The 25,212-nt window shown below is 58.0% G+C and carries 23 protein-coding genes, 1 tRNA gene and 1 pseudogene; 9 read left to right on the top strand and 16 right to left on the bottom strand.

Translation table 11 applies throughout. The annotated features are described in order from the left end of the window. Positions 1-54: 54 nt before the first annotated feature. The 3 genes from GNG29_RS02810 to GNG29_RS02800 all read right to left on the bottom strand — a co-directional run bounded on the left by GNG29_RS02810 (position 55) and on the right by GNG29_RS02800 (position 3,613). Complete coding sequence (locus tag GNG29_RS02810; RefSeq protein ID WP_156653817.1) at positions 55-480, bottom strand: FosA8 family fosfomycin resistance glutathione transferase; 426 nt, start codon at positions 478-480, stop codon at positions 55-57. A 193-nt stretch (positions 481-673) separates the two neighbouring features. Continuing rightward, positions 674-2,098, bottom strand: coding sequence for an aminobutyraldehyde dehydrogenase (gene patD, locus GNG29_RS02805; protein WP_156653816.1), 1,425 nt, complete (start codon positions 2,096-2,098; stop codon positions 674-676). 33 nt (positions 2,099-2,131) lie between these two features. Next, positions 2,132-3,613, bottom strand: coding sequence for an APC family permease (locus GNG29_RS02800; protein WP_156653815.1), 1,482 nt, complete (start codon positions 3,611-3,613; stop codon positions 2,132-2,134). A gap of 346 nt (positions 3,614-3,959) precedes the next feature. On the opposite strand from GNG29_RS02800, the gene glaH reads away from it, so the two are divergent. From glaH to csiR, 5 genes are read left to right on the top strand one after another with little or no spacing between them, the layout of a single operon-like run. Next, the gene (glaH, locus tag GNG29_RS02795; RefSeq protein ID WP_156653814.1) at positions 3,960-4,937 is read left to right on the top strand and encodes a glutarate dioxygenase GlaH; all 978 of its coding nucleotides are present in this window, start codon (positions 3,960-3,962) and stop codon (positions 4,935-4,937) included. A gap of 11 nt (positions 4,938-4,948) precedes the next feature. Further along, entirely contained in the window at positions 4,949-6,217 is a 1,269-nt protein-coding gene (gene lhgO, locus GNG29_RS02790; protein WP_156653813.1) for an L-2-hydroxyglutarate oxidase, read from the top strand. 23 nt (positions 6,218-6,240) lie between these two features. Beyond that, a complete protein-coding gene (gabD, locus tag GNG29_RS02785) occupies positions 6,241-7,689 on the top strand; it encodes an NADP-dependent succinate-semialdehyde dehydrogenase (RefSeq protein WP_156653812.1) in 1,449 nt (482 codons plus the stop codon). Positions 7,690-7,706: 17 nt separating this feature from the next. Then, complete coding sequence (gabT, locus tag GNG29_RS02780) at positions 7,707-8,990, top strand: 4-aminobutyrate--2-oxoglutarate transaminase (RefSeq protein ID WP_156653811.1); 1,284 nt, start codon at positions 7,707-7,709, stop codon at positions 8,988-8,990. Between the two features lie 45 nt (positions 8,991-9,035). Then, positions 9,036-9,719: a DNA-binding transcriptional regulator CsiR gene (gene csiR, locus GNG29_RS02775; RefSeq protein WP_156653810.1), complete on the top strand. Its 684-nt coding sequence runs from the start codon at positions 9,036-9,038 to the stop codon at positions 9,717-9,719. Between the two features lie 270 nt (positions 9,720-9,989). Here the strand turns inward: csiR and GNG29_RS02770 are convergent, their stop codons facing one another. The 7 genes and pseudogenes from GNG29_RS02770 to rraB form a co-directional block, all read right to left on the bottom strand. Then, positions 9,990-10,136 carry a type II toxin-antitoxin system CcdA family antitoxin gene (locus GNG29_RS02770; protein WP_156653809.1) on the bottom strand — a complete coding sequence of 49 codons (147 nt, stop codon included), beginning with the start codon at positions 10,134-10,136 and terminating at the stop codon, positions 9,990-9,992. Positions 10,137-10,278: 142 nt separating this feature from the next. Beyond that, positions 10,279-11,321, bottom strand: a pseudogene (locus GNG29_RS02765) (DUF1176 domain-containing protein). Between the two features lie 107 nt (positions 11,322-11,428). Continuing rightward, positions 11,429-12,576 (bottom strand): IS3 family transposase gene (locus tag GNG29_RS02760; protein ID WP_156653808.1). Its coding sequence is split into 2 segments (ribosomal slippage): positions 11,429-12,342 and positions 12,342-12,576, totalling 1,149 coding nucleotides; the frame shifts between segments, so codons are not numbered across the junction. 751 nt (positions 12,577-13,327) lie between these two features. Further along, positions 13,328-13,412 (bottom strand) — tRNA-Leu (locus tag GNG29_RS02755). Between the two features lie 104 nt (positions 13,413-13,516). Next, entirely contained in the window at positions 13,517-14,248 is a 732-nt protein-coding gene (locus GNG29_RS02750) for a topoisomerase II (protein WP_156653807.1), read from the bottom strand. A 34-nt stretch (positions 14,249-14,282) separates the two neighbouring features. After that, positions 14,283-15,041: a tRNA isopentenyl-2-thiomethyl-A-37 hydroxylase MiaE gene (miaE, locus tag GNG29_RS02745; RefSeq protein ID WP_156653806.1), complete on the bottom strand. Its 759-nt coding sequence runs from the start codon at positions 15,039-15,041 to the stop codon at positions 14,283-14,285. 42 nt (positions 15,042-15,083) lie between these two features. Continuing rightward, positions 15,084-15,506 carry a ribonuclease E inhibitor RraB gene (rraB, locus tag GNG29_RS02740; RefSeq protein WP_103178050.1) on the bottom strand — a complete coding sequence of 141 codons (423 nt, stop codon included), beginning with the start codon at positions 15,504-15,506 and terminating at the stop codon, positions 15,084-15,086. Here rraB and argL point away from each other — a divergent pair. Beyond that, on the top strand, positions 15,396-15,701 hold the full coding sequence (gene argL / locus GNG29_RS23500) for a putative translational regulatory protein ArgL (protein WP_371413825.1): 306 nt from the start codon (positions 15,396-15,398) through the stop codon (positions 15,699-15,701). The genes rraB and argL overlap by 111 nt on opposite strands. Continuing rightward, entirely contained in the window at positions 15,671-16,675 is a 1,005-nt protein-coding gene (argF, locus tag GNG29_RS02735; protein ID WP_156653805.1) for an ornithine carbamoyltransferase, read from the top strand. The genes argL and argF overlap by 31 nt, the downstream gene beginning before the upstream one ends. Positions 16,676-16,739: 64 nt before the next feature. On the opposite strand, the gene GNG29_RS02730 is transcribed toward argF, so the two are convergent. Continuing rightward, complete coding sequence (locus tag GNG29_RS02730) at positions 16,740-17,099, bottom strand: hypothetical protein (RefSeq protein WP_114316038.1); 360 nt, start codon at positions 17,097-17,099, stop codon at positions 16,740-16,742. Positions 17,100-17,353: 254 nt separating this feature from the next. Here GNG29_RS02730 and GNG29_RS02725 point away from each other — a divergent pair, with 254 nt between their 5' ends. Then, positions 17,354-18,112, top strand: a complete 759-nt coding sequence (locus GNG29_RS02725) for an IclR family transcriptional regulator (RefSeq protein WP_156237651.1) — start codon at positions 17,354-17,356, stop codon at positions 18,110-18,112. A 4-nt stretch (positions 18,113-18,116) separates the two neighbouring features. Here the strand turns inward: GNG29_RS02725 and GNG29_RS02720 are convergent, their stop codons facing one another. From GNG29_RS02720 to GNG29_RS02700, 5 genes are all read right to left on the bottom strand, one after another. Further along, a complete protein-coding gene (locus GNG29_RS02720; RefSeq protein WP_156653804.1) occupies positions 18,117-19,730 on the bottom strand; it encodes a glycoside hydrolase family 43 protein in 1,614 nt (537 codons plus the stop codon). Positions 19,731-19,742: 12 nt separating this feature from the next. Further along, positions 19,743-21,125 carry an MFS transporter gene (locus GNG29_RS02715; RefSeq protein WP_156653803.1) on the bottom strand — a complete coding sequence of 461 codons (1,383 nt, stop codon included), beginning with the start codon at positions 21,123-21,125 and terminating at the stop codon, positions 19,743-19,745. 239 nt (positions 21,126-21,364) lie between these two features. Beyond that, positions 21,365-23,332, bottom strand: coding sequence for a YjhG/YagF family D-xylonate dehydratase (locus tag GNG29_RS02710; protein WP_156653802.1), 1,968 nt, complete (start codon positions 23,330-23,332; stop codon positions 21,365-21,367). Positions 23,333-23,346: 14 nt separating this feature from the next. Beyond that, the gene (locus GNG29_RS02705; protein WP_156653801.1) at positions 23,347-24,255 is read right to left on the bottom strand and encodes a dihydrodipicolinate synthase family protein; all 909 of its coding nucleotides are present in this window, start codon (positions 24,253-24,255) and stop codon (positions 23,347-23,349) included. A gap of 188 nt (positions 24,256-24,443) precedes the next feature. Then, the gene (locus GNG29_RS02700; RefSeq protein ID WP_156653800.1) at positions 24,444-24,896 is read right to left on the bottom strand and encodes a YhcH/YjgK/YiaL family protein; all 453 of its coding nucleotides are present in this window, start codon (positions 24,894-24,896) and stop codon (positions 24,444-24,446) included. Positions 24,897-25,099: 203 nt separating this feature from the next. On the opposite strand from GNG29_RS02700, the gene GNG29_RS02695 reads away from it, so the two are divergent. Then, positions 25,100-25,204, top strand: a complete 105-nt coding sequence (locus GNG29_RS02695; protein ID WP_156653799.1) for a pyrBI operon leader peptide — start codon at positions 25,100-25,102, stop codon at positions 25,202-25,204. Positions 25,205-25,212: the final 8 nt, after the last annotated feature.

The raw sequence follows: 25,212 nt of genomic DNA, 5'->3' as shown, positions 1-25,212 counted from the left end.
CTTACCCGGCCTACAACACCTCAGGCCCGTGCAAGCGAAGCGCCGCCGGGCAAATTACGTTTCATCTGAGGTAAAAACCATCCCCGCGTAAGGCTTCTCCCGACACGCCGCCAGCCGCGCAGCCAGATCCCCCACGTGCAGTTCCAGCTTGTGCCCGTCCGGGTCGAGAAAATAGAACGACTCCCCTTCGCTTTTGTTCTCTTTCCAGACGGTAACGCCTGCGTCTTTAAGCTTTTGCGTGAAGGTGTCGAAATGTTCTGGTGCGATAGAGAACGCGTAGTGGGTGTAGTCGCTCTCCTGTGGCGGAATAAATTTGCGCGTATCGTCATAGGACAGACAGAGCCAGAGATCGCCGCAGGTGAGATATGCCCCGGTGTGCCATTCGGCATGCAGGCGCAGGCCAAGGAGATCGCGCCAGAAGGTGATGCTGACGGGCAGATTGCTGACGGCGAGGGTCAGGTGGTTGAGGGCGTTGAGCATGAGGTTCACTCCTGGATAGAGGTTAACCTCACTTCTTTAGCATGTTTATCGACGTATAAATAGATGCGGTTTCTGCACGCTTTTTTGGGCTGGCACCACACCGTATTTCCGCCGGGTGGCGCTACGCTTACCCGGCCTACGAAATGACAAAACCCGTAGGCCCGTGCAAGCGCAGCGCCGCCGGGCAATGCCGTTAGTGCTTCACCATCACGTGCCGTACCACGGTGTAGTCTTCCAGCCCGTACATCGACATATCTTTGCCGTAGCCGGAGAGCTTCTGCCCACCGTGCGGCATCTCGCTCACCAGCATAAAGTGGGTGTTCACCCAGGTGCAGCCGTATTGCAGGCGGGCGCTCATGCGGTGCGCGCGGCCCACATCCTGGGTCCAGACCGATGAGGCCAGCCCGTATCGGGAATCATTGGCCCACTCCAGCACCTGCTCTTCATCGTCAAACATGCTCACACTTACCACCGGGCCGAAGACCTCGCGCTGGACGATCTCATCCTCCTGTTTCGCCCCGGCCAGCAGGGTGGGCTGGTAGTAATACCCGCTGCCGCCCGCCACATTGCCGCCGGTGACCACGTGAATGTGCGGCAGGGATTTGGCGCGCTCTACCGCCTCGCTGACGCGGGTCAGATGGGCGGCGGAGCTGACCGGGCCCAGCTCGGTAGTTTCATCGTCCGGGGCGCCCATTTTCAGGCTGGCGACGGCGACGCCCAATTTTTCCACCAGCGTGTTATAAGCCTCTTTTTGCGCATAGATACGGCAGGCAGCCGTGCAGTCCTGCCCGGCGTTGTAGAACCCGAAGGTGCGAACGCCCTCCACCACCGCATCGATATCGGCGTCGTTAAAGACGATCACCGGTGCTTTGCCGCCGAGCTCCATATGGGTGCGCTTAATCGACGGCGCGGTATGGGAAATAATATGCTCCCCGGTCGCGATGGAGCCGGTGAGCGACACCATGCGCACCTTGTCGTGGCCGGTCAGCGGGTCGCCCACGGTTTTTCCCCGGCCAAACAGGACGTTAATCACCCCTGCCGGGAAGATATCTTTCGCCAGTTCGGCCAGCTTCAGGGCGGTGAGCGGGGTGATCTCCGACGGCTTAAGCACCACGCAGTTGCCCGCCGCCAGCGCCGGGCCCAGCTTCCAGGCCGCCATCATCAGGGGGTAGTTCCAGGGGGCAATAGAGGCGACAACGCCCACCGGATCGCGGCGGATCATCGAGGTGTGCCCCTCCATATACTCCCCGGCGGCGAGGCCGTTCAGGCAGCGGGTGGCACCCGCAAAGAAGCGGAACACATCGACAATGGCCGGGATCTCGTCGTTCAGCACGCAGTGCAGCGGCTTGCCGCAGTTCTGCGATTCCAGGCGGGCAAAGGTGTCGGCGTTCTGCTCAATCACCTCCGCCAGCTTCAGCAAACACTCGGCGCGCGCTTTTGGCGTGGTCTGGCCCCAGGTACGGAAGGCGCGATCGGCCGCCTGCACGGCGGCATCCACCTGCTCCGCGCTGGCTTCGGCTATCTCCAGCAGGACCTCGCCGGTGGCCGGGTTGTACACGGGTTGCATCTCACCTGAACCCGCAACCAGTTCGCCATTAATCAGTAAGTTGTGTTGCATAGCCGACTCCATTGTTTTTATGGTCTGAGTGAATTACAGAGATTGTCCCGCGTTAAGGCGTTTTGCATGCTCAATCGCGTCGTTTTCCGGCGCGTTTGAGCGGCCAAACGGTCGGGCCAGCGCCATGTACACCAGCCCCGAAATCACCACCACCGACAGCCCCACCAGCACCGTCCAGCGGTCGATAAAACTTGCGCTCTCGGCGGGCTGGGCCAGCAGCCAGATGCCGCACAGCCCGTAGGCCAGGGCCAGGATATTGACCAGCATCCCCCAGCCGCCGACGCTCCACTCCCCGGCGGGTTTCCAGCCTTTGAGCCGCTGGCGCAGCGCCGCCAGCACCACCATCTGGAACGAAATGTAGATACCGATAACCGCAAAGGCGGTGATGCGCGCCAGGTTATCCGGCTGGAAGTAAACCCACACGCAGATCAGCACCGGCAGCAGGCAGCTGACGATCATCGCGTTGTCCGGGACGCTGTTTTTCGACAGCTTTGCCATCCAGGCGCTACCCGGTAGCATCTGGTCGCGGGAGAAGGAGAAGATCAGGCGGCTCAGCGCGGCCTGTAGCGAGAGGATGCACGACAGCATGGCGATCACCGCGATGATGATAAATACCGTGGCACCGGTTTCTCCCAGGGCTTCGTTGAGGATCGCCGGGATCGGATCGGCGATCTGGCCGTTGACGATGTTCATCAGATTCGGGGAGGCCAGCAGATAACCGAGGATCGAGATCAGCGCCGAGATGGCGCCAAAGACGATGCTCAGGATCATCGCCACCGGGATCTTCTTGCTCGGGTTTTTCACCTCTTCCGCCACGTTGCCGCAGGCTTCAAAGCCGAAGAACATAAACAGGCCGATCAGCGCCGCCGCCATAAACGCCGGCTGGTAGCTGCCATCTTTCGCCAGCACCCCCATCGAGTCGAAGACCACCGAGAAGGGCTGCGCGCGATGGAAAATCAGCAGGTAGATCCCGAGCGCAATCACACTGACGATCTCGCACCAGAAGCCAATTCGGGCCACCCGGGCGAGGTTTTTGGTGCCCGACATGTTGATGGCCATCATCATCAGGAGCAGCACCACCGAGGTGATGAGCATGTTGCCTGCCGAGGTTTCAAAACCGAACAGTGACCCGACGAAGGTGGCGGTATATTCCGCCACCGAGGTGATGGTCACTACCAGCGCCCAGAGGTAGATCCAGGCGGCGATCCACGCATATTTTTTGCCCCACAGGCGTCTGGCCCACGGGTACAGCCCGCCGGTAATCGGATACTGCGACGCCACTTCGCCAAACACCAGCGCCACCAGCAGCTGCCCGCAGGCCACGATCGGGATCCACCATATCGCCGGTGGCCCCGCCAGCGTCACCGCCAGGGCAAAGAGGGAGTAGACCGCCGTCAGCGGCGAGAGGTAGGTGAACCCGAGCGAGAAGTTAGAGATAAGGCCGATGGAGCGGTGAAATTGCTGTGTATTATCGCTATGAATTGCTTCACTTTTCTTGCCAGAAGTCTGTTCCATACGTTTTTCTCTGTGTAGTGATTAGGCCGCAGGTAACACGAATCAAGGTATAGAAGAGCGCCTGAAGGCCGTACAGCGTCGCCCGTGCGATTTGTTAAGATTTGTATGGATATGTCACGCTTTTGTTATGGTTAACCAGCATTTTCCGTGAGACGCATCACGTCAGTGTGATCAGATAGCGACCTGAGCGCGCTTTTTCCCGACCACTTCGCCTTTTTTCCTGTCTGTATCACAGAATTCAAACAATCTCCCCTGAATAAATCCATTTTGCAAAAACGTAGATATTTTTAATTTATGGCTACGAAACACCCCGTTCCCTGAATACTTTCTGAGAGGATTGATTCTGATGAATGCACTGACCGCCGTACAACAGCCCGACGAGGCGTTAGCCCGAACCATCACCGGTTTTAGCATTGCGCCCTCTGCGCAGTCTCCGCGCCTGCTGGAGCTGACGTTCTCTGCGGAGGTCACGCAGCAGTTCCTGCGGGAGGTGGAGCAGTGGCCCATCCAGGCGCTGGAATACAAATCCTTCCTGCGCTTTCGGGTGGCGAAGATCCTCGATGACCTGTGCGGCAACCAGCTTCAGCCCCTGCTGCTAAACACCCTGCTCAGCCGTGACCAGGGTGCCCTGCTGATCTCCGCCGACGGGGTGGATAACGTCGCCCAGGCGGACGAGATGGTGAAGATTGCCACCGCGGTGGCGCATCTGATCGGACGCTCCAATTACGACGCCATGAGCGGCCAGTACTACGCCCGCTTCACGGTGAAAAACGTCGATAACTCAGACAGCTACCTGCGCCAGCCCCACCGCGTGCTGGAGCTGCACAACGACGGCACCTTCGTCGACGAAGTGACCGACTACGTGCTGATGATGAAAATCGACGAGCAGAACATGCAGGGCGGCAACTCCCTGCTGCTGCATCTCGACGACTGGGAAGCACTGGATAAATTCTTCAGCCATCCGCTGGCCCGTCGCCCGCTGCGCTGGACGGCACCGCCGAGCAAAAACGTCTCTCAGGATGTGTTCCACCCGGTGTTTGACGTCGACCAGCAGGGCCGCCCGGTGATGCGCTATATCGACCAGTTCGTACAGCCGAAAGATTTTGAAGAGGGCGTCTGGCTGAGCGAACTTTCTGACGCGCTGGAGAGCAGCAAAAACATCATCTCCATTCCGGTCCCGGTGGGTAAGTTCCTGCTGATTAACAATATGTTCTGGCTACATGGCCGGGATCGCTTCACCCCGCATCCGGATCTGCGTCGGGAGCTGATGCGTCAGCGCGGGTATATCAGCTATGCCACCACCCACTATCAGACTCATCAGTAGGGATGGCGCGGATGTATGACTTCGTGATTACCGGCGGCGGCATCATCGGCATGTCGACCGCCATGCAGCTGATAGCGCTCTATCCGGATGCCGGCATCGCCCTGCTGGAGAAGGAGGCGGGCCCGGCCTGCCACCAGACCGGGCGCAACAGCGGGGTGATCCACGCCGGGGTCTATTACACCCCCGGCAGCCTGAAGGCGCAGTTCTGCCTAGCGGGGAACCGGGCCACCAAAGCCTTCTGCGATGAGAACGCTATTCGCTATGACACCTGCGGCAAGATGCTGGTGGCTACCTCCCCGCTGGAGATGGCACGGATGCAGGCCCTGTGGGATCGCACCGCCGCCAACGGGATCGAGCGCGAGTGGCTGAGCGCTGCCGAGCTGCGCGAGCGCGAGCCCAACATCACCGGGCTGGGCGGGATTTTTGTCCCCTCCAGCGGGATCGTCAGCTATCGCGAGGTGGCAGCGGCGATGGCAAAACGCTTCCAGCAACAAGGCGGGGAGGTGATTTTCAACGCTGAGGTCAGCGCCCTGAAGGAGCACGCCAGCGGCGTTGTCATTCATACCCGCGACGGGCGCGAGTTTGAAGCCCTTACCCTGATTGCCTGCGCCGGGCTGATGGCCGACCGGCTGGTGAAAATGCTCGGCATCGACCCCGGCTTTATTATCTGTCCGTTCCGCGGGGAGTATTTCCGCCTGGCGCCGGAGCACAATCAGATCGTGAACCACCTTATCTACCCGATCCCCGATCCGGCCATGCCGTTCCTGGGCGTGCACCTCACCCGGATGATCGACGGCAGCGTGACGGTGGGGCCCAACGCGGTGCTCGCCTTTAAGCGCGAGGGCTACCGCAAGAGCGATCTCTCCCTCACCGATATGCTGGAAATTCTGGGTTCAACGGGTATCCGCCGGGTGCTGCAAAACAACCTTCTCTCGGGTTTAAGCGAGATGAAAAACTCCCTGTGCAGAAGCGGCTACCTGCACCAGGTGCAAAAATATTGCCCGAGCCTGACCCTGAAGGATCTGCACCCCTGGCCTGCGGGTGTGAGGGCGCAGGCAGTTTCGCCAGAAGGGAAGCTGATCGACGACTTTTTATTTGTCACCACGCCGCGCACCATCCATACCTGTAATGCGCCCTCACCGGCGGCGACCTCGGCGATCCCCATCGGGGCGCATATTGTCAGCAAGGTCCAGACCCTGCTCGCCAGCCAGCACAACCCCGGGCGTTCACTGCGGGCGGCCAGTCGCGCAGAGCCACTACACGCCGCGTATACCCGTTAATCATTCTGAGACAGGAAGCCATCATGCAACTCAACGATCCCAGCTTATTCCGCCAGCAGGCATATATAGAAGGAGAGTGGTGCGACGCCCACAGCGGCGAGACCCTCGCCGTGACCAACCCAGCGAACGGCCAGACCCTGGGCAGCGTGCCGAAAATGGGTGCCGGTGAGACCCGCGAGGCGATTGAGGCGGCGAACCGCGCCCTGCCCGCCTGGCGCGCGCTCACCGCCAAAGCGCGCGCCAACATTCTGCGCCGCTGGTTCGATTTGATGATGGCGAACCAGGACGATCTGGCCCAGCTGATGACCCTCGAGCAGGGCAAACCGCTGGCCGAAGCGAAAGGCGAGATCAGCTATGCCGCCTCCTTTATAGAGTGGTTCGCCGAAGAGGGGAAACGCGTTTATGGCGACACCATTCCGGGCCATCAGGCGGACAAGCGGTTGATTGTGATTAAGCAGCCGATTGGCGTGACGGCGGCCATCACCCCGTGGAACTTCCCGGCGGCGATGATCACCCGCAAGGCGGGCCCGGCCCTGGCGGCAGGCTGCACCATGGTGCTCAAACCCGCCAGCCAGACCCCCTACTCCGCCCTGGCGCTGGCCGAACTGGCGCACCGCGCCGGGATCCCGGCAGGCGTGTTTAACGTGGTCACCGGTTCGGCATCCGATATCGGCAACGAGCTGACCGGCAACCCGCTGGTGCGCAAGCTCTCCTTTACCGGCTCGACCGATATTGGCCGCCAGCTGATGGCCCAGTGCGCGAAGGACATCAAAAAGGTCTCGCTGGAGCTGGGCGGCAACGCCCCCTTTATCGTCTTTGACGATGCCGACCTCGATAAAGCCGTGGAAGGAGCGCTGGCCTCCAAGTTCCGCAACGCCGGGCAGACCTGCGTCTGCGCCAATCGACTGTACGTGCAGGAGGGCGTGTACGACCGCTTTGCCGAAAAACTCCAGCAGGCGGTGGAAAAAATGCAGATTGGCGACGGCCTGACCCAGGGCGTCACCATCGGGCCCCTGATTGACGGCAAGGCGGTCGACAAAGTCGAAGAACACATTGCCGACGCGGTGGAGAAAGGCGCTCGCGTGGTTACCGGCGGATCGCTGCATAAATTAGGCGGTAACTTCTTCCAGCCGACTATTCTGGTAGATGTACCCGGTGATGCGAAAGTGGCGAAAGAGGAGACCTTTGGCCCGCTGGCCCCGCTGTTCCGCTTTAAGGATGAAGCGGACGTTATCCATATGGCTAACGACACCGAGTTCGGCCTCGCCGCCTACTTCTACGCCCGTGATTTAAGCCGCGTGTTCCGCGTGGGCGAGGCGCTGGAGTACGGCATCGTCGGGATCAACACCGGCATTATCTCTAACGAAGTGGCCCCGTTCGGCGGCATTAAAGCCTCTGGCCTGGGTCGGGAAGGTTCTAAATACGGCATCGAAGATTACTTAGAAATCAAATATATGTGCATCGGCCTTTAATCTTTCAGGAGATTTCAATGAGCAGCAATAAAGCGTTAATGCAGCGTCGTAGCAATGCCATCCCCCGCGGCGTGGGCCAGATCCATCCCATCTTTGCCGCCCGCGCCGAGAACTGCCGGGTGTGGGACGTCGAAGGCCGTGAGTATCTTGATTTCGCCGGAGGGATTGCGGTGCTGAACACCGGGCATCTGCACCCGGAGGTGGTGAGCGCCGTAGAAGCGCAGCTGAAAAAGCTGTCGCACACCTGCTTCCAGGTGCTGGCCTATGAACCCTATCTGGAGCTTTGTGAAACCCTGAACCAGAAAGTGCCGGGCGATTTCCCGAAAAAGACCCTGCTGGTGACCACCGGCTCCGAAGCGGTGGAGAACGCGGTGAAAATCGCCCGCGCTGCCACCAAGCGCAACGGCACCATCGCCTTTACCGGGGCCTACCATGGCCGCACCCACTACACCCTGTCGCTGACCGGGAAAGTGAACCCTTACTCGGCGGGCATGGGGCTGATGCCAGGCCACGTCTACCGCGCCCTCTATCCCTGCGCCCTGCACGGCATCAGCGATGACGATGCCATCGCCAGCATCCATCGCATCTTCAAGAACGATGCCGCGCCGGAAGATATCGCCGCCATCGTGATCGAGCCCGTCCAGGGTGAAGGCGGTTTCTATGCCTCCTCCCCGGCCTTTATGCAGCGCCTGCGCACGTTGTGCGACGAGCACGGCATCATGCTGATTGCCGATGAAGTGCAGAGCGGCGCGGGCCGTACCGGCACCTTCTTCGCCATGGAGCAGATGGGCGTGGCGGCGGATATCACCACCTTCGCCAAATCCATTGCCGGTGGCTTCCCGCTGGCGGGCGTCACCGGTCGCGCCGACGTGATGGATGCCATCGCCCCGGGCGGACTGGGCGGCACCTACGCCGGGAGCCCGATTGCCTGCGCCGCAGCGCTGGCGGTGATCAAGGTCTTTGAACAGGAAGATCTGCTGGGCAAAGCCAACAAACTGGGCGACACCCTGCGCGAAGGGCTGCTGGCTATCGCTGAAAAACATCGGGAGATCGGTGACGTTCGCGGCCTGGGAGCGATGATCGCTATCGAGCTGTTTGAAGAGGGCGACCACCATAAACCGGACGCTGCCCTGACGGCGCAGATTGTGGCCCGGGCGCGGGACAAGGGGTTGATCCTGCTCTCCTGCGGCCCTTACCATAACGTGCTGCGCATCCTGGTGCCGCTGACCGTGGAAGAGGCGCAGCTCCAGCAGGGGCTGGCGATTATCGCCGAGTGTTTTGACGAGGCGAAGCAGGGTTAATTTTTATGCCCGGTGCGAGCCGGGCAGTCTTTAAGGAGCAGGACCATGACCATCATTTCCCAGGCGACGGCCATCGACGGCTACCGCTGGCTGAAGAACGACATTATCCGCGGCGTTTATCAGCCAGATGAGAAGCTGCGCATGAGCCTGCTGACGTCCCGCTATGAGCTGGGCGTCGGCCCGCTGCGCGAAGCGCTGTCGCAACTGGTTGCCGAGGGGCTGGTGACGGTCATTAACCAGAAAGGCTACCGGGTGGCCCCGATGTCCGAACAGGAGCTGATCGATATCTTTGATGCCCGCGCCAACATGGAGGCGATGCTGGTCCGCCTCGCCATCGAACGCGGCGGCGAAGAGTGGGAAGCGGAGCTGCTCGCCCGGGCACATCTACTGAACAAGCTGGAATCCCGCGACGCCAGCGAGACGATGCTGGACGAGTGGGACCAGCGCCATCAGGCGTTTCATACTGCGATTGTGGCGGGTTGTGGGTCGCGGTATTTGATGCAGATGCGGGAGCGGCTGTTCGACCTGGCGGCGCGGTATCGGTATGTGTGGTTGAGGAAGACGGTGTTGTCGGTGGCGATGTTAGAAGAGAAGCATGTGGAGCATCAGAAGCTGATGGACGCGGTGCTGGCGCGGGATGCGGATAAGGCGGGGGAACTGATGTATCAGCATTTGTTGACGCCGATTCCGATTATTCGGGGGGCGATGGGGGTGGGTCTGGCGACCTGAAAGTTAAATGCATCTTAAAACAAGCACTTTGAAGTGGATGTATGTTTGTGGGCCCGGAAGCGATGCGGCACAGGCGGATGCAGATGCGCCGCTCCCCCAGATACTCATCCGCCAGGGGTCCGTACTTCCATCTGGTACGGATAGGTCTTGTTCTTACTTTATGGCGTTAAACGCAGAATTACATCATGGCTTCCCTGGTTCGTCAGAAAAACGACCGTGGGTTCCAAAGAAGCGGCGCATCTCTTCCAGCCCTCCCCTGTTCTCTTCAGTCTAGCGAGCGGCCTGCAGCCGTTTCTGTTCGGCGAGCAATACTTTATTAAGGAGGGCGGATATGTTCGCCCCGGATTGCTTCACTTCATCGTAGAGGGCTGGGTCCACGATCAGGGTAACAGTTTTCTTTGGTTCAGTATGAGTCATGATATTTATCCTTATATTTATTGTGGTAAATATCCATTATGGCTGGTCCGCTCGTGAAAGCAGAATGCTTTTAAGCACAACCTTCCCACAAGATATATCGGGAAGGCCGTATCAGAACGTAGGGAGTAATGACTAAGGGACACTATTTTTGCTTACCTGCGGGCTTAACATCCGCCACCTTGGTGGATAAATCCCAGGTACCGCCCAGATGCAAATAACGGCACATCCCGGTGGTGGCCTGTCTACTTTTGCGGAATGTCTCCCCATCCCAAACCCAGCTTGCCACCGCCCAGCAATCGCCGATGCCACGTCCTTTCTGGCTCATAGAAATCACACCCTCGCCATAATCAGAACCGGAAACCGTGATCAGCTCAGGTTTCCCATCAAGCTTGCTGTCAACCACCCAGTAACCTTTACCTCCGTTATACGCCGCCCGCCAACAGAGCGCAGAAATCATGGAGTGCGCCTTATCCAGCGGCATGAGGCTGATCGTTCCGGCCTCTTCATCCTCAGAAGGCTGGATATAATCGCACCAATCATCCTCAGTCAGGGTTGCCAGAAGTTTGGCATCAACACTGCCAGCTCAGGTGCTGTGAGTGTTCTTTCCTCCGCTTTATCAGGTTTAACATGGTGAATAACAGGTGCAGGTATGGCAGCGCGGACGCTGCTTTCAGGCTTCGCGCCTTTTTTGGTCAGCGCACCCGGCGTTCCGAGACGGCCCTGAACGTCGTCCATTTTCAGCAGGACGGCATAGGCGCCATCACCCGAGAGCACGAACGGATCAGGTCCACCTTTAAACTCCACTTTCCCGCTGCCTTTGACCGCCGTAATAATGCCCTGGATCTGTCTGGCCGACAGTGTCCAGCCCTCTTTTTCAGACTTCACTTCCCCTGCTGGCTGGTCATTGATCCAGAGTGTCAGTTTTTCAGGCATAACATCGCTTTCACTCAATTCCGCCAACGTCACCTCTCCTGAGATAGGAGTATTCGCTCCAGCCTGACGGGTGAACAATACCGACCCTCCGGTTCCGTCTTCAGAAGTGTACCCCGCAGCCCGGCAGGTCAGCGTGTTATCGCATGCCACTTCCCAGTCTTTATGGCTGAAGGATACGCCGCTTTGTTGCGCTATTACCGGGGCGCTCAGTATCGCCAGAGCCAATAATCCTGTCCGAAATCCGTTTTCCATATCATCTCTCCGTAACGGGTAATATCTGTAGTTTGACCATAATGTGCCTGCGAATAGTGCAAATATTATGGTCTTTTAGAAACGCTTTTTGAATCGCCACGGATAATCTAGACACTTCCGAGCCGTTGATAATACTGGTTTTCATATTCTGTCGGTGACATCTGTTCGCTAGAACCATGCCGACGCTTACTGTTATAAAACATTTCGATGTAATCAAAAATATCGCTGCGGGCTTCTTCCCGCGTTCCATAGATCTTTTTCTTTATCCGTTCGCGTTTCAACAACTGGAAAAAGCTTTCTGCAACCGCATTATCGTGGCAGTTACCGCGACGGCTCATGCTGCCCTCCAGGCCGTGTGATTTCAGGAACGACTGCCACTCATGGCTTGTGTACTGACTGCCCTGATCCGAATGAACCAGCACCTGTTTTTGGGGATTACGGCGCCATACAGCCATCAGCAGTGCGTTCAGGACAATGTCCTTTGTCATCCGGGATTGCATGGACCAGCCGATAATTTTGCGTGAGAACAGATCAACAACCACGGCAAGATACAGCCAGCCTTCGTGGGTCCTGATGTAGGTTATGTCCGTTACCCAACGCTTATCCGGAGCATCCGGATTGAACTGTCGCTGGAGCCTGTTGGGCGACACGATACTGGCCTCGCCTTTACGTGCCCGCGGGCTCCGGTATCCGACCTGAGCCTTTATCCCGACACGTTTCATCAGTCGCCAGACTCTGTTCACTCCGCACTGTTGCCCGCTGTCCCGCAGATCCAGATGGATTTTGCGATAACCATAGACGCATCCCGATTCCAGCCAGAACTGTTTAATCTGTCCTGTCAGTCTCAGGTCTGCCTGATGGCGTTGTGAATGCGGCTGCTGAAGCCAGGCGTAAAAACCACTGGGATGAACATCCAGCACCCGACAGAGCAGGCGAACAGGCCAGCAACAGGTGTTGTCACGGATAAAGGCGTACCTCAGTCGGACAGCTTTGCGAAGTACGCCGCGGCTTTTTTTAATAGGTCCCGTTCGTCGGTAACCCGCTTCAGCTCTTTCTGGAGACGGCGGATCTCGGCCTGAGCATCTGACTGTTCTTTATTAGTGGAAGAATCCGGACCGTACTTCTTTATCCAGGCATAAAGGCTGTGGGTGGTGATATCGAGACGTGTTGCAACGCTGGAAACAGAATAACCGCGATCAACAACCTGTTTGACTGCTTCAGTTTTAAACTCTTCGGGATAACGCTTACCGCTCATGGGCACCTCTCTTTAAGCCATCTTAAATGACTCTGAGGTGTCTGTTAAACCCGTGGCGATTCAAATGCAATTTTAAAATTTCAAAAAGTAATTCCTCAACGAAAAGATGCCCTTTTAGCATGATTGAGGTGGTATCCATACCAGCATGCAGGTGCTTCTCGTACCTTGACCATCTGGCTTCGTAAATGGCTTTAAGCCCTTCCTGTGTGCGCATCGTATTCCCTCAGCAGTACCAGTTTTCATGCACTGTACCAAAGCTACCACATACATGATTCCATACATTCAACCATTACAAACCATTAGCCCCGTTGGTGGTAAGACAGCAAGCGGAGCCTCTGGCGACTTCATCAGGGTTGTGTCAGTTAGTGAGGCTTATCAGGATGACCATGTACCCAAAGGGAGCGAGGCCGAACCGCTGGCAGAGCTTGCATATGGTCTGCAAGTACTGTGACCACCATAAACCTGTTTATCCCCTGCGGCGTCTCGCGACGGCGACAGAACGGGGGCATCGGGCTGTAATGCGCTTCACTAAAAGTTTTTGGGATTGTTTAGAGACGGTGGCTACGTCATAGCTTTCAAGTTGAGTCAGTACGTGTTTGACGCTTGGAACTACACGCCGCTATGAGTTAACATCCCAATTACCACTATCAACCACAGCGGCTTTTTCAAGGGACATAACAAAGCATTTCTTACAGGCAAAAGAGACAGATTGTATTGTCTAACTAGCTGTATTGTAAGGAATTTAGTGACTTGGTGCCGAAGGCCGGACTCGAACCGGCACGTATTTCTACGGTTGATTTTGAATCAACTGCGTCTACCGATTTCGCCACTTCGGCACTGAAGGGGATGCGGAAACGTTGTGGATTATACCTGTCGCACGCCGCCATGCAAGCGGCGACGCGCTAAACCGCGTTAAGTGCCCAAAAAACCAGCGCCTCCGTCAATCCAGTTCCGTTACCGCCATCCGAATCACCCTCGCCGCCTTCTGCTCCGGCAGCTTCAGCACCTTACCCCACATCGCCTGTACCATCTCGCAGGTGAGCTTCTCTTTACCCACCGCATTCTCCGGCATCACCAGCAGCTGGATATCCTTGCCGTATTGAACAGTGAGTTCCTGCATAATCGGCCGCACATCCTCCACCGCGGCGGCGTGTTCCTCCGGGGTAACGGTGTGGCGATCGTTACTCCAGCCCGCGCGCATCATCTCGGCGTCGGCCTGCATGCGGCGCTGCATCATATCTTTATCCAGCACCCGCATCGGGTTGATGCCCCCCTTCACGCCCGGAAACAGGAAACGAAAACAGGCGTCATCACTCACCTTCTGAATGGCGGCGGTCTGCTCCATGTTGATCTTCATATACGCCACCGCATTCGCGTCGGGGGCATATTGCAGGCGCGACATCTGCAGGCTAAGGATCTGCGGCTGGACCACGTCGATAATGTCCTGCTCAGAATCGCCCGCCTTTTGCATAGTGAGGATCTGCTCGCGAATACGTGTCACAAATCTGGGGTCCTGCTCTTTCAGCACCTGCCAGGAGGGCATGGCGTTAAGGGTGGTATCAAGCCGGTGTTCGGGCGTGTTTTGCAGGCGTTGCTTATCGTAATAAACCCAGAAGGCTACTGCTGCGGAGATAACTGCCACTGCGACTATAGGTGTCCACGCTCTTCTCATCGTTACGCATCCTTAATCCTTTAGCTATGCCGGTTTACACCGGCACGCCGCTATGGAAGCGAAACTCGTTATCCGGTGTTGAGATAAGTGTGGCTTCAATTTCACCAAAAAGCTGTATCCGGGAAGAGATATCCTCGTCGCTGACCTGTTGGGCAAGCGTCAGATAGTCCTGATAATGCCGCGCCTCAGAGCGCAGCAGCGACAGGTAAAACTTCTGCAGATCGTCGTCGAGGAAGGGTGCCAGCGCGGCGAAGCGTTCGCAGGAGCGGGCTTCGATATAGGCGCCGCAGATGAGCTTGTCGATCAGCGTCAGCGGCTCGTGGGTGCGCACGGCTTTCAGCATCCCTTTGGCGTAGCGGCTGGCGGTGATTTTTACGTAGGGGATCTTGCGGGTCAGCATCGCCTCGCGCACCTGCCAGAAGTGATGCAGCTCCTCTTTAATCAGCAGCACCATGCTGTCGATGAGCGCCTGGCCCCAGGGATCGTCGGTCTTCGGCATCACGCTTTTGCCAATCTGCTTGTGCAGGGCGACAAAGTCTGGTTCCGGGCCTTCGCGGAAGGTAAAGGCTTCGTAGGGCTTGAGCCACTCGAGCAGCGCGTCGGCCCCGCTCTCGTCGGCGACGTATTTACGCACTAGTAACAGCGCGGTCTGGGCGGCTTTGAGCTCGCACACCATATGGTCGGTGAGCAGCAGCGGCAGGTTCGCCGGGTCGCGGGCTTGATCAATCCATGCTTGCGGGGTCGGGCACTGGAGGAAGTTTAAAACAGGAGCGAGTATCTGCGGGTAGTCCATTATTTTTCCTGAAGCGGCAGCCGAAGCTGCCGCAAATAACACTTAGTGACGCACGCCGTCGTCATCTTCGTCGATGAAATCTTCGTCGTCTTCGTCACCCTCTTCGCCGTTCGGATCTTCGAAGTAGGTGCCCCAGCCGTCGTATTCTACTTCAAACTTCTCGGCCAGGTTCATCAGCTGTTCTACCTGGGCGTCGATCAGCTCCGCCTTCAGCGCGCCTTCGCTCAGAATGTCGCAGCAGATGACGGTGTCGCCCTCTTCTACTTCCAGCTCTTCCGGCTCGGTCACTTCATAACCCAGACGGAACGCTTCCACCGCCAGTTTCTCCAGCGCTTCGAAATCATCCGCAGAGAAATGGTGCTCGATGGTGTAGAGCGCATCCGGATCGCTGCCGTCTTCCAGCAGTTCTTCAATAATCAGTCGCGTCTCTTCGCGCTGTTCTTCCAGCAGTTCTGGGTTTGCCATGGCTCGTTCCTCTTTAAAGTGCGGCAGATACTTCTATTTTCACACACGGATGTGTTTGCCTCCACCTTTGTAAGAAAGATTTGTGCAACGGGGTTGCATGTGCATATTGATACAGATAAAGTGAATTTTAATTCAATAAGTGGCCTTTGCCATGTGAGGATAAAATGTCTGAACTGTATAAAAAACATTTCCTGAAATTGCTCGATTTTACCCCTGCACAGCTCACCTCTCTGCTTGCCCTGTCAGCAAAGCTGAAGTCCGATAAGAAAAAAGGGACAGAAGTACAGAAACTTACTGGCAAAAACATCGCGCTCATCTTCGAAAAAGACTCAACCCGCACACGATGCTCTTTCGAAGTTGCCGCATTTGACCAGGGCGCTCGCGTTACTTATCTCGGGCCGAGCGGCAGCCAGATTGGGCATAAAGAATCAATTAAAGATACCGCGCGGGTGCTGGGCCGGATGTACGACGGCATTCAGTATCGCGGTCACGGCCAGGAAGTGGTCGAAACCCTGGCGGAATTTGCCGGGGTGCCGGTGTGGAACGGGCTGACCAACGAGTTCCATCCCACCCAGCTGCTGGCGGACCTGCTCACCATGCAGGAACATCTGCCGGGCAAGGCGTTCAACGAGATGGTGCTGGTCTATACCGGCGATGCGCGTAACAACATGGGTAACTCGATGCTGGAAGCAGCCGCCCTCACCGGGCTGGACCTGCGTCTGGTGGCACCCAAAGCCTGCTGGCCGGAAGAGCGCCTGGTGGCGGAGTGCAGCGCGCTGGCAGAAAAGAACGGCGGCAAAATCACCCTCACCGAAGATGTGGCGGCGGGCGTGAAGGGCGCGGACTTTATCTACACCGACGTGTGGGTGTCGATGGGCGAAGCCAAAGAGAAGTGGGCCGAGCGTATCGCCCTGCTGCGTGGCTATCAGGTGAATGCGCAGATGATGGCGCTGACGGGTAACCCGGAGGTGAAGTTCCTGCACTGTCTGCCGGCGTTCCACGACGACCAGACCACCCTGGGTCAGCAGATGGCGAAAGAGTTCGATCTGCACGGCGGGATGGAAGTGACGGACGAGGTATTTGAATCGGCGGCAAGTATTGTATTTGACCAGGCAGAGAACCGGATGCACACCATTAAAGCGGTGATGGTCGCGACCCTGGGTGAATAACGGTTGCGTTTAAATAACGGGAGGGTTTTGGCCCTCCTGCTTTTCAAATTATCCGTTCAGGAAATTAATTTGCTGTTACCCGCACCTTACCGTAAGGGCACTTTTTAAAAATACATTTTACCGGGGCATCGCACTGTTTGCTCTCCGGATCGCGATGGCCGGGGCATCTGGACATGTTGTGCATCACGCGCCACAGGGTGTGGCTGTATTTATCAATTTGCAGGATATTGATATCGCGTAGCTCGTCGTTCACGAATAAACGGTTATAAATCACCTTTATTTCATCGCCCGGTTTAAAAAGCTGCTCGCTGTTATACCACAGAATATATTTATGATTATGCTGAGTAAGAACTTTTGAAAATAATGTTCCTGTGGCCGGACTGGCAATAGTACCTAAAGTGATCCATGTTTTAGAAGCGGTCATCAAAATACCTTTTAAACGAGCGTGCAGAAAGCGGAAAGCCATACGGTAAATAAGTGTAAAAGAACAATCAAAATGTGGTAATAGGTACAGCCTATCCTTTCAATCAAGGGTAATAAGCCTCAAAGTTTACTTAAGTCAAATTACAGCGGCATGAATATGACCCGGCGTAAAGAACCTGCCTCCCGCATCGATTGATTTTTCAGCGTAAACAGGGTACGTTTTGGCCCTGATTCCAGCGCGGATGTCCCGATCTTATGCCTATTATTCAATCTGTTGAACGTGCCTTACAGATCCTCGATCTCTTTAACGAACAGGCGACGGAACTTAAAATCACCGACATCAGTAAACAGATGGGCCTGAGCAAAAGCACGCTCCACTCGCTCCTCAAAACCCTGCAACTGCACGGCTATATCGATCAGAACCCGGAGAACGGTAAATATCGCCCGGGCATGAAGCTGGTCGAGCGCGGTCACTTCGTAGTGAGTACCATGGATATCCGCCAGAAAGCGAAGCATTTCCTGACCGCGCTGTCGGAACGTACCGGGCAGACCACCCATCTGGGCATTCTGGACGGGCGTGAAGGGGTCTATATCGAGAAAATTGAAGGCAAACTGGCGGCCATCGCCTACTCCCGCATTGGCCGTCGCCTGCCGGTGCATGCCACCGCTATCGGCAAAGTGCTGATCGCCTGGCTGGGCGAGGCCGAGCTGAACACGCTGCTTGAGGGTTATCAGTACACCACCTTTACCCCGGCGACCCTGGCCTCCCGCGAGGCGCTGCTGGCCGCGCTGGCGCAAACCCGCGAGCAGGGTTATGCCCTCGACAGCGAAGAGAACGAGCAAGGTGTGCGCTGCGTATCGGTCCCGGTGCGTAACCACGAATCCCGGGTCATTGCCGCCCTGAGCCTCTCCACCTTAACCTCCCGGGTGGACGACGAGGAGCTGGCCCGCTTCCGCGAACAGTTGCAGGAGGCCGGGCGCCAGCTCTCACGCGCGCTGGGCTACCCGGCCTGAGCCGTTATACCGGCTCGTAAGTGAAGTAGTCGAAGTCGGCGTGACAGCCGTCACCGCTGATATCCTCGCAGTGCAGCCCCACAAACGCGCCGGTAAAGAAGCCCCGCCCGCCGATATAGTCATCCGACAGCTTCCACGCCTCGTACGTGACCGGCACGGTGCACCACGTCTCGCCGTCAAAGGAGTAGCTGTAGCGGTAGACCAGACGATCGACATCCACCCGCAGCCATATGCTCTGCGCGCTCTCCGGCACCGGGATGGGCTGCTCGTGCAGCGGCCACGACGGTACGTTGTGGTCGAGCTGGATCACCTTGAGGGTTCTGCCCTGCCCCTCCTCGTAGTCGACAAAGCAGTAGCTCCAGTTTTTGCTGTTGTAGTAGCAGGTTAACCCCGCACTCTGCTGGAAGTGACGCGGGGCAAACTCCATCCGCGTTTCCGCCCGGAAGGTGAAGTGCTGCCAGCGGCGCGCCACGGTGGACTGGGTGAAGGTTGAGTTCAGCGAGTCGTTACCGTACAGCCGTAAAAAGCCTTTACGGGCCCGCAGGGAACCAAGGGAGTCGTCGAACGGAATGCGCAGGGTCTGCAGCTCCGGGTCGAGGCGCTCGCCGTCGAAGTCGTCACGCCAGTTGGTCTGCGCCACGGCGGGGCTCTCGGTCATCTGCGGGCCGGGCACCGTCAACCGGGCATGCTTACCGCCTTCCACGTACGGCCAGCCGTCGCGCCATTCAATGCGCGCGATCCCCGTCTCACGCCCCAGGGAGCAGTATCCCCGCCCGCCGGAGCCCAGCAGCGGAATACCCGGCAGCCGCTGCGGGCGGCTGGTGAGATAGGCCATGTACCACTCTCCCGTGTGGGTCTGGAGCAGTGAGCCGTGGCCGCTTTTTTGCAGCGGGTTCTCCGGCAGGTGCCAGCTGGTCATCATCGTCACTTCCGGGTGTAGCTCGTAGGGCCCGTCGATGGTTTTTGAGCGCAGCACTACCACCGCGTGCTCATAGCTGGTGCCGCCTTCGGCGACCACCAGATAGTACCAGCCATCCTTACGGTAGATATGCGCCCCTTCGGTGTAGCAGAGCGGCGTGCCGGTGAAGAGGGTTTTGCGCTCCGGCGACAGCGTGCAGGTCTGCGGATCATACTCCTGCATCACGATGGTGTTATGCGGGTTGCTGTGGTGGCGCGGCCCCCACGGGCGGTAGATGTAGTATTTGCGGCCATCGTCATCATGGAACAGGGAGGGATCGAACCCGCCGTTGCCCATCGGGATCGGCTCGCTCCACGGCCCCTCGATGGAGGAGGCGGTGACCAGTAAGTTGCGCCCGTTTTTCCACGGGGAGTCGACAATCTTCACATCGGTATAGAGCAGCCAGAACTGCCCGTCGGCGTAGCTCAGGCACGGCGCCCAGATGCCGCCGGAGTCCGGGTTGCCCTTCATGTCCAGCATCGACACGCGATCCAGCGGGGTGCTTACCAGCCGCCACTTCTTCAGATCCCGGGAGTGATAGATGCGCACGCCCGGGAACCACTCGAAGGTGGAGGTGGCGATGTAGTAATCCTCGCCCTGGCGACACATCGACGGGTCGGGGTTAAAGCCGGTCAGAATCGGGTTGGTAATGGTGTACATAGTGCCTCCTGCTTAATGAGATGCTGCCGTTGCCGCGGCGGGGATGGCTTCGCCCTGCGCTGCGCGATGTTTGAGTAACTGCTGGCTGATGGCTTCCACCCGCGCATCGGTGAGTTTGTAAAACGACAGCATGGTGAACATGCCCACGTAGAGCGCCACCGGCACCACGCAGAACAGAATTTTGATGGTGGTGAGCACCTCTACCGGCTGTACGCTGCTGCTGGCGGAGTAGTTCACGTACGCCAGGATCCAGCCCACCACCGCGCCGCCAATCGCCAGGCCGATCTTCAGGCTGAACAGGTAGGTGGAGAACACCAGCCCGTCCAGACGACGGCCGCTGCGGCTCTCCTCGTAATCCACCACGTCGGAAGCCATCAGCCATTGCAGCGGCGTGGTGGTGTTAAAGACAAACAGGAACACGATGTTGAGGGCAAAGATCAGGGCGATATGCTCGGCCGGGGTGAAGAAGATCAGCAGGCTGATCAGGGAGTAAGCGACGATGATCCACTTGAAGGCCTTCACCCGGTCGAAACGGCCCAGCAGACGGGAAGAACAGAGCGAGCCAAACATGGTGGCGATGCTGCCGTAGAGCAGGAACTGGGTCGCCAGCTCCGGATGATCCATCACATATTTCACAAAGTAGAGCGTCGCCCCGCCGCGCACCACGTTGGAACAGGTGGCCATCATTTTGAATGCGCACATGATTCGCCACTGGCTGTTGCCCAGCAGCAGCTTCAGATCTTTCGCCACCGACGATCCCGGCTGCACCTCAAAGGTGTAGCGCTCTTTGGTGGTGAAGAAGCAGACGAACAGCAGCACCACGCCGCAAAGCCCCAGCACGCACATCGCGCCGAAGTAACCCAGCTGCTCGTTGCCTTTCCCGATGATCCCGACCAGCGGCAGGGCAATGCCGCTGATCGCCAGCGATCCCGCCGCAGCGAGGAAGAAACGCCAGGACTGCATGGCATGACGCTCCTTCGGATCGGCGGTGATCACCCCCGGCATGGCGCAATAGGGCACGTTCACGAAGGTATAGACCAGGGTCAACAGGATGTAGGTGACGCAGGCGTAAATCACTTTGCCGTTGGCGGAGAAGTCCGGCGTGTAGAAGGTGAGCATGCAGACGAGGCCAAACGGGATGGCGCCCCACAGCAGGAACGGGCGGAACTGGCCGTAACGGGTGCGGGTACGGTCCACCAGCAGCCCCATCAGCGGGTCGGTTACCGCATCCAGGACGCGGGAGACTAAAAACAGCGTGCCCATAATCCCGGCGGATAAACCAAACACATCGGTGTAGAAATAGGCCAGCAGAAACATGGTCGCCTGCCAGACAAAGCCGCAGGCGGTGTCACCCAGCCCGTAGCCAATTTTATCTTTCATGGTTAATGGCATCATCAGAAATACACCCTTATTTAGTGTGCTGAATTCACAATAACGTGTTAATAGAGTGTAATAAGCTGATTAATTTATCAGCAATGGCCATATCTTATTTCTGAATTACGTTATTTTGCTTTTGTGACACTGCTCGATATATATCAAATTGCTGTTTTAAAAGCTTAAAAATAAATAAATTACAGGCATGAAAAAGCCGTCCACGGAATATTTTCCGTAGACGACAAGAGCAATAAATATAATTAAAGACCGAGCGCTTTTTTACCGGCGTTAATAACCTCGATAATTTTGTCCGTGTCGTAAATACACCCTTTCCAGGTGCCGCCGCTCACCGACTGTAATGCCGCCCACAGACGCGTATCGTCCGGTAAAAATTCATGGGCATGCAGTTCAGGATGCGGCTGGCGACGTGCCAGTTCAATGGCGCCCTCTTCCGGGGTGAGCGGCGTCAGTGGCGTGCCGATAAAGTTCACGCTGCCGGTCAGGGTAAGGCGGTCCACCACAATCTCGATGATGTCGTTATCCCGCAGCTTACCAATCGGCCCACCGGCCAGCGCCTCGGGGGCCACATGGCCAAAACAGGCCCCGGTGGAGACGCCCGAGAAGCGAGCATCGGTGATCAGCGAGACCGTTTTACCCCATGAAACATGCTTTAGCGCCGAGGTGAGCTGGTAGGTCTCCTCCATGCCGGTGCCGGACGGCCCGCCGCCGATCACCACCATGATGTCGCCCTGGGCGATCTCGCCGTTTTTGATTGCCTTGATCGCCCGGGCTTCCGAGACGAACACCCGCGCCCGGCCGGTATGACGGTAAACGCCATCCTCACCCACCACCGACGGGTCGATGGCCGTGGCCTTGATCACCGATCCCTCCGGCGCGATGTTGCCCACCGGGAAGGCCACCGTGGAGGTCAGTCCGCGGGCTTTCGCACGCGCCGGCGGCAGGATCACATCATCCGGATCGACGCCGTCCTGCTCGCGCAGGCACTGGCGGAAGCGTTCCCGCCGCTCAGAGCCCTGCCACCAGTCGAGGTTTTCCCCGACGGTCTGGCCGGTGACGGTCATGGCATCCAGATGCAGCAGACCGAGATCGCGCAGATGGAGCATCACTTCCGGCACGCCGCCCGCGAGGAAGGCCCGCACCGTCGGGTGGTAATCCGGCCCGTTCGGCAATACGCTCACCAGCCGCGGCACCTTGCGGTTGATGCGCGTCCAGTGCTCCACGTCAGGAATAATGCAGCCCGCCGCGTGGGCAATGGCGGGGATGTGCAGCAGCAGGTTGGTGGAGCCGCCGAACGCGGCATGGATCACCATCGCGTTTTCAATCGCTTTATCGGTGAGGATATCGCGGGTGGTGATGCCGCGATTATCCAGTTCGATCACCGCCCGCGCGGACTGGCGGGAGATCTCCAGCCACACGTCCTGCCCTGACGGGGCCAGCGCCGAATGGGGCAGCGCAAGACCTAAGGCTTCGGCCACCACCTGCGAGGTGCCTGCGGTGCCGAGAAACTGACAGCCGCCGCCCGGTGTGGCGCAGGCGCGGCAACCCAGCTCGGCAGCCTCCTGCAACGAGAGTTCATGGTTGGCGTAACGCGCCCCGATGGTCTGCACCTTGCCGGCATCCTCGCCGAAGGTTGGCGGCAGCGTGGCCCCGCCCGGCACCAGAATCGTCGGCAGAGTATGCATCGCGGCCAGGGCGATCATGGTGGCAGGCAGCCCTTTGTCGCAGGTGGCGACGCCAATCACCGCCCGGCGCGTGGGCAGGGAGCGGATCAGACGACGAAAGACGATGGCGGCATCGTTGCGGTACGGCAGGGAGTCAAACATCCCGTGCGTGCCCTGGGAGCGGCCATCGCAGGGATCGCTGACAAAGGCGGCAAAGGGTATCCCGCCGTTGCGGGTGATCTCTTTCGCCGCCGCCTGCATCTGCAGGCCAATCTCCCAGTGACCGGTGTGGTAACCCAGCGCCACCGGGCGGCCATCCCCGGCGCGGATCCCCCCCTGAGTGCCGATAATCAGCACCTCTTTGCCGGTGAGTTTATTGGCGTCCCAGCCCATCCCGGCGTTCTGCGTCATGCCAAACAGATTGCCGCTGGGGGATTCCATCAGCATCTGCGGGGTCAGGGGCAGCGCCCCCTGCGGCCCCGCCGCATGGGTGATCACCGAATAGAAGGCGTCATCCTGCGGGGTAAAAATGGTTTCTATCGACATCGTGACCTTCCGGTTCAGCAGAGCTTGAGCTGTTGCAGCAGCGTTTTCAGTTGCGCCTTGCGCGCCTCATCCAGCGGCCCGGCAGGCGGCAGCACGTGGGTGGAGACCGGGCGCACGCACAGGGAGATCGCCTCTTTGATCACGTTCACAAACGGCGTATCCAGCTGATACATCTGCGGGATTTGCAGCAGGGTCTGATGATACTGCGCCGCCCGGGCCAGGTCGCCGTCGCGGAAGGCCTGCAACAGGTTGACTGACACCTGCGGGGCAAAGTTACCGCTGGCGGAGATCGCCCCGTCGCCCCCCAGCAGCAGGGTGTTGAAGAGGTGATCGTCGTAACCGCACAGCACCACAAACTGCGGGTGCGCCGCTTTGACGGTGAGGACCATGCTGCGCAGATGGGCCACCGAGTCGATGGTGTCTTTAATGCCCACGATATTGGCCCGGGAGTCCACCAGGGTTTTGACCAACTGCGGGGTCAGATCCTGCCCGGTCAGGGCCGGGAAGTTATAGAGGATCACCGGCAGCGTAACGCTGTCGGCCACCTGCTCAAAGTAGCGGATCAGGTTCGCTTCCGACACTTTCCAGTAATAGGGATTGATCACCACGATGCCGTCGGCCCCGGCCTGCTGGGCATGCTGGCTCAGCTCGATGGTTTCCCGGACGTTGGTGCCCCCGGTACCGATCAGCACCGGCACACGACCGTTCACGTGGGCGATGGCGAATTCGGCGATTGCTTTGCGCTCTGCGGTGTTGAGCTGGGAAAACTCCCCGCCGCTGCCTAAAAAGAACAGGCCATCGACCCCGGCATCGATCATATGGTCGATAAGCGCGGCGCTGCCCTGCTCATCCAGCCTGCCGTCGGCGGTGAAGATAGTGGAGACAGGGGGAATAATGCCTGAGAACTGCACGGTCTGCTGCATGAAAACTCCTTGCTGACTCATTTTGTTCTACATTATAGAATAGCGTTCGTTTATTTAACTTTTATACTAGAACGCGAAGAAAGCGAAGGACAATCAGGTAACACGAGGGTGTGTCTGTTTTTTAAGCTTGATCACAGAACGGAATGAAAGGATGAAACTCCCTCTCCCGACGGGAGAGGGGAAAGGCGTCAGGCCACCAGCATCTTCACAACCACTTTGCGCACCTGCGCCGGGTTGGCCACTGCGCACAGCGGCTTGTGGACTTCGCCGGGATAGAAGACCACGAAATCGCCTTCGCTCAGCACCACGGTTTTCTCCTGCTCGCCTTCCGGCAGGAAAGCGATATCTTTATCCGCCAGCCAGTCGGTCTCAGGCGTGCCGTTTGGCAGGGTGCTGAAGGTCATCCCTTCCTGGCCTTTCAGGACGATCTGGATGTCCAGATAACGGGCGTGGTACTCGGCGCGACGCTCGGCGAAGGGCTGGGTCATATCTTCGGAAACCAGATAGAACAGGTTGTTACCGTCGATGTCGTGTTTACCGGTCGGGGTGGCATCGGACACATGGGTTTTAACGTGTTCGATTGCCTGGCGCAGCTCGTGCGGCAGCCAGGTCTGGAGGTTATGGATGTTGCCAACGATCATGATGTAATCCTCAATATAAAACAACGTTTCATTTTAAACTTTTATACGAGAATTTTAGCTGCCATACCACCACTTTTTGCCCGGGATTTGCACTTGCGCATAACCATGCACGCCCAACCGTTTTCGCTGCGTAAAGTGTGCATTATTCGCTTGATCCGCGGGTCAGGCTGCGTATAATGCCCCACAATTTGCCAGGAGGAAGCATGCTCAAACATGTTCGACAGAGTGCCACAGCGCGTCTTAAAGCAGACGCTGGCCTGCTGTTTTTCTTCCCGTTGCGATCCCTATTCCAGAAGCCCCTCATTTGAGGGGCTTT

The sequence above is a fragment of the Leclercia sp. Colony189 genome (assembly GCF_009740165.1).
GTDB lineage: Bacteria > Pseudomonadota > Gammaproteobacteria > Enterobacterales > Enterobacteriaceae > Enterobacter.
The sequence above is the reverse complement of the archived record's forward strand: the minus strand, read 5'-3'. Positions and strand labels throughout refer to the sequence as shown.

Excerpts from the sequence above, each read along its gene's own strand:
- gabD (WP_156653812.1), top strand. The coding sequence starts at position 6,241 with ATGCAACTCAACGATCCCAGCTTATTCCGCCAGCAGGCATATATAGAA.
- GNG29_RS02730 (WP_114316038.1), bottom strand. The coding sequence starts at position 17,099 with ATGACCGCTTCTAAAACATGGATCACTTTAGGTACTATTGCCAGTCCG.
- GNG29_RS02770 (WP_156653809.1), bottom strand. The coding sequence starts at position 10,136 with ATGACTCATACTGAACCAAAGAAAACTGTTACCCTGATCGTGGACCCA.
- GNG29_RS02705 (WP_156653801.1), bottom strand. The coding sequence starts at position 24,255 with ATGCAGCAGACCGTGCAGTTCTCAGGCATTATTCCCCCTGTCTCCACT.
- patD (WP_156653816.1), bottom strand. The coding sequence starts at position 2,098 with ATGCAACACAACTTACTGATTAATGGCGAACTGGTTGCGGGTTCAGGT.
- lhgO (WP_156653813.1), top strand. The coding sequence starts at position 4,949 with ATGTATGACTTCGTGATTACCGGCGGCGGCATCATCGGCATGTCGACC.
- GNG29_RS02710 (WP_156653802.1), bottom strand. The coding sequence starts at position 23,332 with ATGTCGATAGAAACCATTTTTACCCCGCAGGATGACGCCTTCTATTCG.
- rraB (WP_103178050.1), bottom strand. The coding sequence starts at position 15,506 with ATGGCAAACCCAGAACTGCTGGAAGAACAGCGCGAAGAGACGCGACTG.
- GNG29_RS02720 (WP_156653804.1), bottom strand. The coding sequence starts at position 19,730 with ATGTACACCATTACCAACCCGATTCTGACCGGCTTTAACCCCGACCCG.
- GNG29_RS02715 (WP_156653803.1), bottom strand. The coding sequence starts at position 21,125 with ATGATGCCATTAACCATGAAAGATAAAATTGGCTACGGGCTGGGTGAC.
- GNG29_RS02800 (WP_156653815.1), bottom strand. The coding sequence starts at position 3,613 with ATGGAACAGACTTCTGGCAAGAAAAGTGAAGCAATTCATAGCGATAAT.
- gabT (WP_156653811.1), top strand. The coding sequence starts at position 7,707 with ATGAGCAGCAATAAAGCGTTAATGCAGCGTCGTAGCAATGCCATCCCC.
- GNG29_RS02695 (WP_156653799.1), top strand. The coding sequence starts at position 25,100 with ATGCTCAAACATGTTCGACAGAGTGCCACAGCGCGTCTTAAAGCAGAC.
- GNG29_RS02750 (WP_156653807.1), bottom strand. The coding sequence starts at position 14,248 with ATGAGAAGAGCGTGGACACCTATAGTCGCAGTGGCAGTTATCTCCGCA.
- GNG29_RS02810 (WP_156653817.1), bottom strand. The coding sequence starts at position 480 with ATGCTCAACGCCCTCAACCACCTGACCCTCGCCGTCAGCAATCTGCCC.
- csiR (WP_156653810.1), top strand. The coding sequence starts at position 9,036 with ATGACCATCATTTCCCAGGCGACGGCCATCGACGGCTACCGCTGGCTG.
- GNG29_RS02700 (WP_156653800.1), bottom strand. The coding sequence starts at position 24,896 with ATGATCGTTGGCAACATCCATAACCTCCAGACCTGGCTGCCGCACGAG.
- miaE (WP_156653806.1), bottom strand. The coding sequence starts at position 15,041 with ATGGACTACCCGCAGATACTCGCTCCTGTTTTAAACTTCCTCCAGTGC.
- GNG29_RS02725 (WP_156237651.1), top strand. The coding sequence starts at position 17,354 with ATGCCTATTATTCAATCTGTTGAACGTGCCTTACAGATCCTCGATCTC.
- glaH (WP_156653814.1), top strand. The coding sequence starts at position 3,960 with ATGAATGCACTGACCGCCGTACAACAGCCCGACGAGGCGTTAGCCCGA.
- argF (WP_156653805.1), top strand. The coding sequence starts at position 15,671 with ATGTCTGAACTGTATAAAAAACATTTCCTGAAATTGCTCGATTTTACC.
- argL (WP_371413825.1), top strand. The coding sequence starts at position 15,396 with ATGGTGCTCGATGGTGTAGAGCGCATCCGGATCGCTGCCGTCTTCCAG.